Here is a 10,191-nt window from a genome sequence, read left to right as displayed (position 1 = left end):
TGAGGGGCTCGGGCCCCAGGGCGAGCCCGGTGATCAGCCCGTCGTCGACGAGCCGGGCCAGCCGGCGCGGGTTGGGCTCGTGCCACCCGGCACCGTCCAGCCAGCGCGAGACGCCCTCGTCCGCCAGCAGGCTGATGACGCCCGCGCCGCACACCCTTGTCACTCCTTGCCCTGCCGGATTCCCGGCAGCATCACATGTCCCGCAGCATCACATTCCCGGCAGCATTCGTACGAGACCGCGCCTCTCGATGCACGCCGCGGAATCCTCGGCGGAAACGCCGTACCAGTCAAGGAAGCTGATGGTGCGTCGCGCGCCGTCGTGGCGCAGGTCATCCGGACCGCCCCCGCCGGCCCGCCCGGGGTTACCGTCGGCTGCCCGCCGAGGGCACCGCGCCCGCCCTCGGGCAGGCCGGCGACCGCGCCCGGCGCCGCGAGTTCCCAGAGCCCGGAGAGAATGTCACTTTCGCCGGAGCGGACCTGCGGACCCGGCGGAACGGCCGGAACGGCCGGAACAACGGAATGGCGGAATGGCGGAACGGCGGAACGGCGGAAATGTCGACCCGCCGAGGAATCGGACGGGCCGGGGCTCCCGCCCACCGGAACCGGCCCCGGAAAAGCAGAACACCCCTCCGTCCGTGTTTCCACGGGCGAAGGGGTGTCGCTGGCGGTAGCGGTGGGATTTGAACCCACGGTGGAGTTGCCCCCACACACGCTTTCGAGGCGTGCTCCTTAGGCCGCTCGGACACGCTACCGAGAGAGAGCTTAGCGGACGGTGGGCCGTGCTCTGAAATCGGTTCGGGGGCGGAGAGGTGTGACGCTCCTCATCACGGACGCCCGGGGCGCTCAGCGGCCGCGGAAGAAGTCGGTCAGGAGCCCCGCGCACTCCCCGGCGAGGACGCCCTGGATCACCTCGGGGCGGTGGTTGAGCCGGCGGTCGCGCAGGACGTCCCACAGGGAGCCGGCCGCACCGGCCTTCTCGTCGACGGCGCCGTAGACGACACGGTCGACGCGGGAGAGGACGATCGCACCCGCACACATCGTGCACGGCTCCAGCGTCACCACCAGCGTGCACCCCGCCAGGCGCCACTCGCCCACGGCCCGCGCCGCCTCGCGCAGGGCGAGGACCTCGGCGTGGCCGGTGGGGTCGCCGGTGGCCTCGCGCTCGTTGCGGCCGCGGCCGATGACGGAGCCGTCCGGCCCCAGCACGACGGCGCCGACCGGCACGTCGCCGGTGGCGGGGGCCCGTACGGCCTCGTCGAGGGCGGCCCGCATGGGGCCGGTCCACGGTGCGCGTACGGGGTCGTGCTCCTCCCCTGCCGGAGCGGCGCGGGAGGAACCGGGGTCGCGGACGGCTTCGTTCATGGCACCAGTGTGAGCGAACCTGCCCGGGCTGGCGTCAGCGCACGGCTTCCAGGACGTCCGTGCAGCCGAGGGCGTCGGCGATCTCGCTGAGGGCGTCCCCTTCGAGGGCGAGCAGCTCCTTCCCGCTCACGCCGAGGTCGGAGAGGAGCTCGTAGTCGCCGAGCGGGCCGTGCGGCCGCGGCTCCGCGGCGTCCGCCCCCTCGGTCTCGTCCTCCACGGGGTCGGGCTCGCCGTCCTCCGTGCCGTCCAGGTCGAGGTCGTCGAGCTCGTCGGCGTCGGTGTCGTCGCGGCCGATCAGCTCGTCGACGAGCATCGCGCCGTACGAGCTGCGGCCCGCGACGACGGCGTTCGAGACGAAGACGCGCGGGTCGTCCTCACCGTCGACGCGGACGACGCCGAACCAGGCGCCCTCCTGCTCGATGAGGGCGAGGACCGTGTCGTCCCCGGAGGAGGTCTCCCGGGCCAGGTCGGCGAGGTCGGCCAGGGTTTCCACGTTGTCGAGTTCTGTGTCGCTCGCTTCCCATCCGTCGTCGGTGCGCGCGAGCAGTGCGGCGAAGTACACCGTGACTCTCCCACTGGTCATAGGCGGTGCCGGGCCGGACGGGGACCACCCCGCCCACTCGGAATCGTGGCAGAAACCTCGCCGTTGCGAGAGGTCTTCCGCGCTGCGTCGTGCAGCAGTCCGAAGAGATGTGCCTCACGTGGCGCTGCGGGCACCGCCGTCCGGGCGGCCGCGTCACCAGCGGAAGGTCCTCATCCGCATCTGCTGGCGCATCCGGGCGGCCCGCGCCCGGCGCGGCTGGACGCGGTCGCGGAGCTCCTTCGCCTCGTTGAGCTCGCGCAGGAACTGGGCGCGTCTGCGGCGGCGGTCCGCCTCCTCCTCGGCCCCGGGGCCGGATTCGGCGCCGGTCCGGGGTTCGGGCGCCGGTGCGCCACGCGTCGTGTCGGGCTTCTCGGGGGCGTCTTCAGCCATGGCAGGACCACCTCGTGCCGAGTGCTTCGCCGGCCACGCCCGGAGCGACAGACCGGGCGTACGTGCCCACTTTCCCCCTAAGTGGTGGTTTGATGCCAGTGCGGCGACAGACCCCCGCAGACCTGCGGCGGAAGGTCGAACGCCGCACGGCGGCGGCTCAGGGCCGAAAGCTCGGTTAATGTCGATGTCATGCGGATCCACGTCGTCGACCACCCCCTGGTGGCGCACAAGCTCACCACCCTGCGCGACAAGCGCACCGATTCCCCCACCTTCCGGCGTCTCGCCGACGAGCTGGTCACCCTGCTCGCCTACGAGGCCACGCGCGACGTGCGCACCGAGCAGGTGGACATCGAGTCCCCGGTGACGGCGACCACCGGCGTCAAGCTCTCCCACCCGCGCCCGCTCGTGGTGCCGATCCTGCGCGCCGGCCTCGGCATGCTCGACGGCATGGTCCGGCTGCTGCCGACCGCCGAGGTGGGCTTCCTGGGCATGATCCGCAACGAGGAGACCCTCAAGGCGGAGACCTACGCCACGCGCATGCCCGACGACCTCTCGGGCCGCCAGGTCTACGTCCTGGACCCGATGCTGGCGACCGGCGGCACGCTGGTCGCGGCGATCAACGAGCTGATCGAGCGCGGCGCCGACGACGTCACCGCGATCTGCCTGCTGGCCGCCCCGGAGGGCGTCGAGGTCATGGAGCGCGAGCTCGCGGGCGCCCCGGTCACCGTGGTCACCGCCTCGGTCGACGAGCGCCTCAACGAGAACGGCTACATCGTCCCGGGCCTGGGCGACGCGGGCGACCGCATGTACGGCACGGCGGGCTAGCCGCCGGCACACGACGAAACGCGCCGGCCCCGGAAGCCTTGCCTTCCGCCGGGCCGGCGCCGTCGTACATCGCCGTTGCGGCGGTTCCTTCCTCGTCCACCGCAACGGCGCGCGACCTCTAGCGGGCGGACATGCGGCGCCGGACGGCACCGCGGCCCGGCCTCCGGGCCCTCGTCAGCACTTGGACGGCCTGGGCGCGGGCGACGCCGCCTTCGAGGGCGACGGAGGCGCCGAGGAAGGCGACTCCGAGGGCGCCTCGCCCGGTTCGACGCCCATGTCGGTCAGGGCCCGGTCGGCGTCCTGCCGCCCCGTGAGCTCCTTGTACTCGTTGCCGATGACGAGGTCGACCTCCTCGTCGACCGCGCGCTGGTCGTTCTTGACCTCGGCCCCGGCCATCTGGGTGCCGACGACCCTCAGCGCCCCCTCGGCGGCCGTCGGGGCACCGATCAGCAGGCCCACCTGCTCGACCTTCTTGTCGTAGAGGGCGGGCGCGTTGCCCACCTTGCCGATCTTGAAGCCGCGGCTCTTGAGTTCATCCGCGGTGATCTTGGCGAGTCCGCCGCGCGGAGTCGCGTTGTAGACGTTGACGGTGATGTCGGAGGGCCGTGGCAGCGGTTTCGGCTCCTCGCCCTCGTCCGCCGCCTTGCAGTCGCCGTCCTTAGCCCCCTTCGCGCCCTTCGCGCCCGCGCCGTGGGCCTGGGTCTCGCTGGGGCCCCCGGTGAAGACGTCGACGAGCTGGAAGGTCCCCCATCCGGCCAGGGCGAACGCGGCGGTTGAGGTGACTGCGGCGAGCACGATCCTGCGGCGGTTTCTGGGGCGGCGCATGTGCGGGAATCGCTTGCCCGTAATGCGGTACTTCCTGCCCATGCCGGGAGGGGTGAGCATGCTCATGGGCGCAGCGTAGTGCGGGGCGGGGCCGCTGCCTACTAAATGATCAATGGGTTCGCGCGGCCCAACCCGAAAGGCCGAACAACGGCCGGAAACAGCCTCCGGACGGCCCCGGCCCCGGCGGTCCCGGGCGGACGCGCGGAGCGGACGGCCCCGGCTAGCCCAGTTCGAGCACGCGGGCGTGCAGCACCTGGCGCTGCTGGAGCGCGGCGCGCACGGCGCGGTGCAGGCCGTCCTCGAGGTAGAGGTCGCCGTGCCACTTGACGACGTGGGCGAAGAGGTCGCCGTAGAAGGTCGAGTCCTCGGCCAGCAGGGTTTCCAGATCGAGCTGCTGCTTGGTGGTCACCAGCTGGTCGAGCCGCACCGGGCGCGGGGCGACGTCCGCCCACTGCCGGGTGCTCTCCCGGCCGTGGTCGGGGTACGGCCGCCCGTTTCCGATGCGCTTGAAGATCACACGGAAAGCCTACCGGGCGACAGGCTCCCGGCGCAGCCACGGCACGGGAGCGCGAAGGCGACAATCGGCCGCATACCAGGAGCAGCGGGGACCCCGCGGCGCACCTTCCGGGACATTGCCCACAGCCTGTGGACACAGCCGGAGCACTCCGGCCGTCCACACGGGGTCAGCCGTGCGGCGGTACGAGCACCACACCGGAATACTCGACTTCCGACTCCGTACGGTTCGCGTAGGAGTGGGGGTGATCGCCCGCCATGCGGAGACCGTACCCCTGCGGAAGGACCACTTCCTGTCCGCCGACGGTGACGGCGAGGGTGCCGCGCAGGACATGGAGGAGCTCCACGGTGCCGAGCACGTGGGCCTCGCTGTGGTGCTCCTCGCCGGGGGCGAGCCGCCAGTGCCACAGCTCGGCGCCCACGGGCGGGGCGGCCCCGGTGACGAGCAGGCCCCTGCCGCCGTCCGGGCCGCTCCACAGAACGGGCTGGCCGCCGGGCGCCGTGGGCTGCAGCAGCGGCGCCGCGGGCTGCTGCAGCAGCTCGGTCAGGGGGACGCCGAAGGCGTCGCAGAGACGGACCAGGGTGGCGAGGTTGGGGTTGGAGCGGGCGTTCTCCAGGGCGACGAGCATGCCCTTGCTGACCCGGGCCCGGGCGGCGAGGGCGTCGAGGCTCCAGCCCCGGTCCTTGCGTAGGGCCCGTACGCGGGCGGCGACGGCCTCCATGACGGACCTGTCGCCGCCGGGCTCGCCCGCGTCCGCCGCTGCTTCCGTGTTCCCGCTCATGCCGGTCATCTTCGCGCCTCCCGGGATCCGGTCGTTTGATGCTACCGTCCATTTCAATAAAACGACTGCAGGAGGGTGGCACCGTCCATGTCCCCGGACCCGGATCTCGAAGCGGCGGCCGCGAGCGTGCACGTGGAGGAGGCCGTCCGCGCACTGCGGCCCGACTTCGCCGTGCTGGTGATCGCGGCGGACGGACTGCCCGCCGGCCCCAGCGACCCCTGGTCGCGCAAGCAGCTCGCCGGCGCCGCCGCGACCGCCGAGGGCCTCGACGTCACCGCCGAGCCCCACATCGCCGCCTGGCGCTCGGCCTACAGCGCCTTCGGCGCCAAGCCCGGCCGTACGCGCAACAGCGCCGAGGCCCTGATCCGCCGCGCCCCCGCGGGCCTGCCCGAGGTCAACCTCCTGGTCGACGTCTACAACGCCGTGTCCGTCGCGCACCGCCTCCCGGTCGGCGGCGAGGACCTGGCCGCGTACGCCGGGGCGCCGCGCCTGGTGCGGGCCACCGGCGGCGAGCCGTTCGACACGGTGGCCGGCGGCGCGCCGGCCGTCGAGCACCCCGAGCCCGGCGAGGTGGTCTGGCGCGACGACCTCGGCGTCACCTGCCGCCGCTGGAACCACCGCCAGTGCGTCCGCACCCGCATCACCGAGAAGTCCACGAGCGCCCTGTTCCTGCTGGAGCGGCTCGACCCCATGCCGCTCGACGCGCTGCACGCCGCCGCCGGCGACCTCCTCGCCCGGCTGCGCGAGCGCGCGCCGGACCTGCGCGCGGTCTCCCGCCTGGTCTGAGCGCGGCGGTCCGGCCGGCGGCCCGGCCGGGAGGCGGGCGGGGTCAGCCCTGGGTCTGCCGCGGGGTCCTCCTGGCGGGCCGGACGGTCGCCTTCCTGGCCGCCCCCTCCTTGGCGGCGCGCTTCATCTCCTGCTTGTGCTCGCGCACCTTGGCCAGCGACTCGGGCCCGGTGATGTCCGCGACCGAACGGTAGGAGCCCTCCTCGCCGTAGGCGCCGGCCGCCTCGCGCCAGCCCTCCGGCGCGACCCCGAGCTGCTTGCCCAGCAGCGCGAGGAAGATGCGCGCCTTCTGCTCGCCGAAGCCGGGCAGCTCCTTGAGCCGCCGGAACAGCTCCTCCCCGGTCGCGGCGCCCTCCCAGACCGCGCTCGCCTCGCCGCCGTAGTGCTCGACCAGGTACTGGCACAGCTGCTGGACGCGCTTGGCCATCGCACCCGGGTAGCGGTGCACGGCCGGCTTCTCCGACAGCAGCGCCGCGAACGCGTCCGGGTCGTAGGCGGCGATCTCGTACGCGTCGAGGTCGTCGCGGCCCATCCGCTGCGTGATGGCGTACGGCCCGGCGAACGCCCACTCCATGGGGATCTGCTGGTCCAGCAGCATCCCCGTCAGCGCGGCGAGCGGGCTGCGGCCGAGCAGGGCGTCGGCCTCGGGCTGCTGGGCGAGGTGAAGGGTCTTGTCCATGCCTCGATGATCGCCCCGCGGCGCCCGCGCGGGAGGGAGCCGGAGGCCCGGGGGTGTCACCCGTTCCCGCCCCGGCGTACGAACGGGTGAACGAAGGGGAGGCGGTCTTGCGGACGGTGCGCCGCGGCGGCTGTCATGGACGGACTGCGGCCGGACCCACCGGGGTGCCCGAGCGGCACGTCCGAGCGAGGGAGGCCCCGCATGGCGCGAGTCCGGGTGCGCGGCGCGGAGCTCTTCCACGAGGTCGTGGGCGAGGGTGAGCCGCTGGTGCTCGTCCACGGCGGGCTGACCGACCACTACACCTGGCGGGCGGTCCTCCCGGCCCTCGCGGAGTCCTTCCGCGTCATCGTCTACGACCGGCGCGGGCACAGCGCCAGCACCCGCGGCGCCGGCCGCGGCACCCGCAGGGAGCACGAGGACGACCTCGCCGTGCTGCTGCAGGCGCTCCGCCTCGCCCCGGCCCACGTCGTCGGCAACTCCTTCGGCGCGTCGACCGCCCTGGGCCTGGCCGTCCGCCGCCCCGACCTCCTGCGCACGGTCATCGCCCACGAACCCCCGCTGCTGGGCGTCATCCGCGGCGACGACCCCGCCCACGTGCTGATGCGGGCCGCGCAGAACGGCATCGACGCGGCGGTCGCCCTGATCCTCGCCGGGGAGGCGGGCGAGGGGGTGCGCCGCTTCACGGAGGAGGTCGCCCTCGGCCCGGGCTCCTGGGAGGCCCTGCCCGACCGGGTGCGCGCGACCCTCGTCGCCAACAGCCGCGCGTTCGCGGCCGAGCAGTCCGACCCCGGCTGGGCGAGCCTCGACCTCACCCGGCTGTCCGCCTGGGCCGGGCCGGCGCTGCTGACGTACGGGACGGAGAGCCCGGCGTGGCTGCCGCCGGTCACGGTGGAGCTGTCGCGGACGATGCGGAGGGCGGAGCTGAGGGGCCTGCAAGGTGCAGGCCACATTCCGCATGTGTCGCACCCGGAGGTGTTCGCGGCGATGGTGCGGAGATTCATCGAGGCGGCATGACGCGGCGTGACCGCCGTCCGGGCGCGCGCCCCGGTACCTGAGCGTCCGCGCGCCGCGCGCCCCTGCGCCCGCTCCGGGGCGCCGCTCCAGCGCGTCAGCACCCTCTGTGCGGGAGCGGCAGGAGTGCCCGACCGTGGAGGGGGACGGACACAGTGCCCTGCGGAAAGAGGGGGACCGCGATGGAGAGCACGCACGCCACCGACCGGCCGGCGCCGGACGATCCGCCCTCGGCCAAGCGCCCCTACGTGGAGCCGCGGATCGACGAGCTCGGCACGGTCGAACAGCTGACCGCCCACGGCGGGTTCCCCGGGCCGTCCGGCGCACCGGACGGCCGCGCCTTCCGCTGAAGTCCGAAGTCCGAGGCCTGAGGTCCGAGGTCTCCTCCGAGCAGCCGAAGCCCTTCCCCGGGCGGCTGCAGCCCTTCTCTGAGCAGCGCGCGTCGTCGGAAGGCCGTGCCGGACGGCCGCCGGAAGGCCCGGAAGGGAAGTCATGGAGCCCGTCCCTGTACCCGTCGGTGACTACCTGGGCTGCTACGGACGCGTCCCGTTCGGCGACGGCCCGTCCCGCATCTCGTACGTGACCGCTCCCTTCGGGCAGCGCCCGTCCTGGTCCGACCCCGGGCGCCACCTCGTCCAGTGGGCGGCGCCGGGGACGCCCCGGGTCCCGTTCCCCTCCGAGCGGGAGAGACTCCTGCTGACCGGCGTCGTCCGCGGCCCGGTCACGCCCGCGTGGGTCGGGCGGCTCGTGTCCGCCCTCAAGGAGGGCCGCCACGCGGAACTGGCCCGCATGCCCGGCAAAATGGCCGGGGCGCTGGTCACCGACCACCGGGTGTTCCTCTTCCGCAGCGCCACGGGCGAGGAGGGTCTGCACTACCGGTGCTCCGGGGACCTGCTGCGGTTCTCCACCGACCCGACCGACCTGCTCGACGGCCCCGGGGAGTTCGACCCGGAGGCCGTCCGGCGCTCCTGCCGCGGCGAGGCGGTCTTCGTCTACCCCGGCGTCACCCCGGTCCCGCCCGGCCGGATCGTCACCGTCGAGCGCGGGGCGGTGGCCACGGCCGAGTACGACCCGGTGACCCCGCTGGAGCTGCCCGCGCGCACCACGATGGCGGAGTACGCAGAGACCGCCTGGGACCTCCTGCTGGAATCCGTACGGCCGTACGCCGGCCGCGGCCGGACCGGCATCCTGCTCAGCGGCGGCCTCGACTCCGCGGCCGTGCTCGCGGCCCTGGCGGCGGCCGGCGCCGACGTCGTCGCCTACCACCGGGCCACCCGGGACCCCCTCGCGGACGAGTCCGGGTACGCCCGGGCGGTCTGCGAGCACCTGGGGGTGCCGTTCGTGCCGGTCGTGACGGACCACGGCGCCGGATACCTGGACGAACGGTGGGAGTTCCCCCACCCGTACAACCACACGGCCTACCGGTGGCTCGAACAGACCGCCGAGCGCGTGGCCCGGGACGGGATCACCTTCCTCGCCTGGGGCCGCGAGGGCGACCGGATCTTCGGCCCGGCGCGCTACGGGCTGCACGGCGTGCTCACCGGCGACCTGCCCGCGCGCGAGAAGGCCGTCCTGTGCCGGGGGCTGCTCACCTCGCGCTGGGAGCTCCCCCGCATCCTGCGGAGCGCCTCGCCCGGCTCCTCCCTGCTCGACGACGGCTCGCCCGGGCGCGGCGGCGCGCGGCCCGCGGACTTCCTCACCCCGTCCGCCGCCGACCGGGACGGCGCTCCCGCCGCCGCGGGCGCCCTGCCGGAGTACCCCGGTCTCACGCCGCAGGAGCACTGCGCGAACCTGACCCTCTGGAGACCGCGCGGCATCCAGCTGTACAACCCCCTGGGCAGCAAGGGCCTGCGGCGGCTCTCCGCCCGTATGCCGGACGCCTACCGGCTCCTGCCGCACCAGGGGCGGCTGATCACCAAGCCGGTGCTCCGGCTGATGCTCTCCAGCCGCTTCCCCGCGGCCGTCTGGCGGCGGCACGGCCGGCTGTGGCCCGGCTCCCCGCACAAGGACTACGTCCTCGGCCACCGCCACGTCCTCGCCGCCCTCATCGGCGGGCCGGAGGCGCACCTCGTCCGCACGGGCATCGTCGACCCCCTCCGGCTCGCGGACGTCCTGGCCGAGCCGGCGCGGCTGCGCCTCAACGCGGACACCCTGCTCAGCACCGCCATGACCGAGCTGTTCCTGCGCAGCGACGCGCGGCGCACGCCCGCGAACCGGAGGGGATTCACCCGATGCCTCTGATCGGCCTGGCCGAGCACGCCGTCTTCGACGACACCGACGACGCCGGCCTCATCCTCGACACCCGCCGCGGTGTCTGCCTGTCCCTCAACTCCACGGCCACCTACATGCTGCGCACCGCCCTGGTGTGCGACTCCGTGCCCGCGGCCGTCGCCCGGCTGCGCGAGGACTTCGACGCGGACGACGCGACGCTCGCC

At 74.1% G+C, this 10,191-nt stretch carries 13 protein-coding genes and 1 tRNA gene; 6 read left to right on the top strand and 8 right to left on the bottom strand.

The annotated features are described in order from the left end of the window. Positions 1–662 precede the first annotated feature (662 nt). From V7793_RS26300 to V7793_RS26285, 4 genes are all read right to left on the bottom strand, one after another. Positions 663–752 (bottom strand) — tRNA-Ser (locus V7793_RS26300). Positions 753–843: 91 nt separating this feature from the next. Beyond that, on the bottom strand, positions 844–1,362 hold the full coding sequence (tadA, locus tag V7793_RS26295) for a tRNA adenosine(34) deaminase TadA (protein WP_336010593.1): 519 nt from the start codon (positions 1,360–1,362) through the stop codon (positions 844–846). 34 nt (positions 1,363–1,396) lie between these two features. Then, positions 1,397–1,924: a tRNA adenosine deaminase-associated protein gene (locus V7793_RS26290; RefSeq protein ID WP_336010590.1), complete on the bottom strand. Its 528-nt coding sequence runs from the start codon at positions 1,922–1,924 to the stop codon at positions 1,397–1,399. A 174-nt stretch (positions 1,925–2,098) separates the two neighbouring features. Next, positions 2,099–2,335, bottom strand: a complete 237-nt coding sequence (locus V7793_RS26285; RefSeq protein ID WP_336010588.1) for a hypothetical protein — start codon at positions 2,333–2,335, stop codon at positions 2,099–2,101. A gap of 189 nt (positions 2,336–2,524) precedes the next feature. On the opposite strand from V7793_RS26285, the gene upp reads away from it, so the two are divergent. Beyond that, positions 2,525–3,160, top strand: coding sequence for a uracil phosphoribosyltransferase (gene upp, locus V7793_RS26280; protein WP_058045443.1), 636 nt, complete (start codon positions 2,525–2,527; stop codon positions 3,158–3,160). A gap of 174 nt (positions 3,161–3,334) precedes the next feature. On the opposite strand, the gene V7793_RS26275 is transcribed toward upp, so the two are convergent. The 3 genes from V7793_RS26275 to V7793_RS26265 form a co-directional block, all read right to left on the bottom strand. Beyond that, on the bottom strand, positions 3,335–4,051 hold the full coding sequence (locus V7793_RS26275; protein WP_336010584.1) for a LytR C-terminal domain-containing protein: 717 nt from the start codon (positions 4,049–4,051) through the stop codon (positions 3,335–3,337). A gap of 154 nt (positions 4,052–4,205) precedes the next feature. Then, positions 4,206–4,502: a type II toxin-antitoxin system VapB family antitoxin gene (locus V7793_RS26270; RefSeq protein WP_030368795.1), complete on the bottom strand. Its 297-nt coding sequence runs from the start codon at positions 4,500–4,502 to the stop codon at positions 4,206–4,208. A gap of 166 nt (positions 4,503–4,668) precedes the next feature. Continuing rightward, a complete protein-coding gene (locus V7793_RS26265) occupies positions 4,669–5,280 on the bottom strand; it encodes a helix-turn-helix domain-containing protein (protein WP_336010581.1) in 612 nt (203 codons plus the stop codon). Positions 5,281–5,367: 87 nt separating this feature from the next. Here V7793_RS26265 and V7793_RS26260 point away from each other — a divergent pair, with 87 nt between their 5' ends. After that, a complete protein-coding gene (locus tag V7793_RS26260) occupies positions 5,368–6,066 on the top strand; it encodes a B3/B4 domain-containing protein (protein WP_336010578.1) in 699 nt (232 codons plus the stop codon). 43 nt (positions 6,067–6,109) lie between these two features. Here V7793_RS26260 and V7793_RS26255 read toward each other — a convergent pair whose 3' ends face one another. Further along, positions 6,110–6,745, bottom strand: a complete 636-nt coding sequence (locus V7793_RS26255; protein WP_336010575.1) for an HhH-GPD-type base excision DNA repair protein — start codon at positions 6,743–6,745, stop codon at positions 6,110–6,112. A gap of 201 nt (positions 6,746–6,946) precedes the next feature. Here V7793_RS26255 and V7793_RS26250 point away from each other — a divergent pair, with 201 nt between their 5' ends. From V7793_RS26250 to V7793_RS26235, 4 genes are all read left to right on the top strand, one after another. Next, positions 6,947–7,759: an alpha/beta fold hydrolase gene (locus tag V7793_RS26250; protein WP_336010572.1), complete on the top strand. Its 813-nt coding sequence runs from the start codon at positions 6,947–6,949 to the stop codon at positions 7,757–7,759. 179 nt (positions 7,760–7,938) lie between these two features. Continuing rightward, a complete protein-coding gene (locus V7793_RS26245) occupies positions 7,939–8,106 on the top strand; it encodes a hypothetical protein (RefSeq protein ID WP_336010569.1) in 168 nt (55 codons plus the stop codon). 142 nt (positions 8,107–8,248) lie between these two features. Beyond that, complete coding sequence (locus tag V7793_RS26240) at positions 8,249–9,997, top strand: asparagine synthase-related protein (RefSeq protein WP_336010566.1); 1,749 nt, start codon at positions 8,249–8,251, stop codon at positions 9,995–9,997. Further along, on the top strand, positions 9,988–10,191 hold a 204-nt coding region (locus V7793_RS26235; protein WP_336010565.1), incomplete at its 3' end, for a PqqD family protein. The genes V7793_RS26240 and V7793_RS26235, both read left to right, overlap by 10 nt.

This window comes from Streptomyces sp. KLMMK, assembly GCF_036961605.1.
Taxonomy (GTDB): Bacteria; Actinomycetota; Actinomycetes; order Streptomycetales; family Streptomycetaceae; genus Streptomyces; species Streptomyces telluris.
The sequence above is the reverse complement of the archived record's forward strand: the minus strand, read 5'-3'. Positions and strand labels throughout refer to the sequence as shown.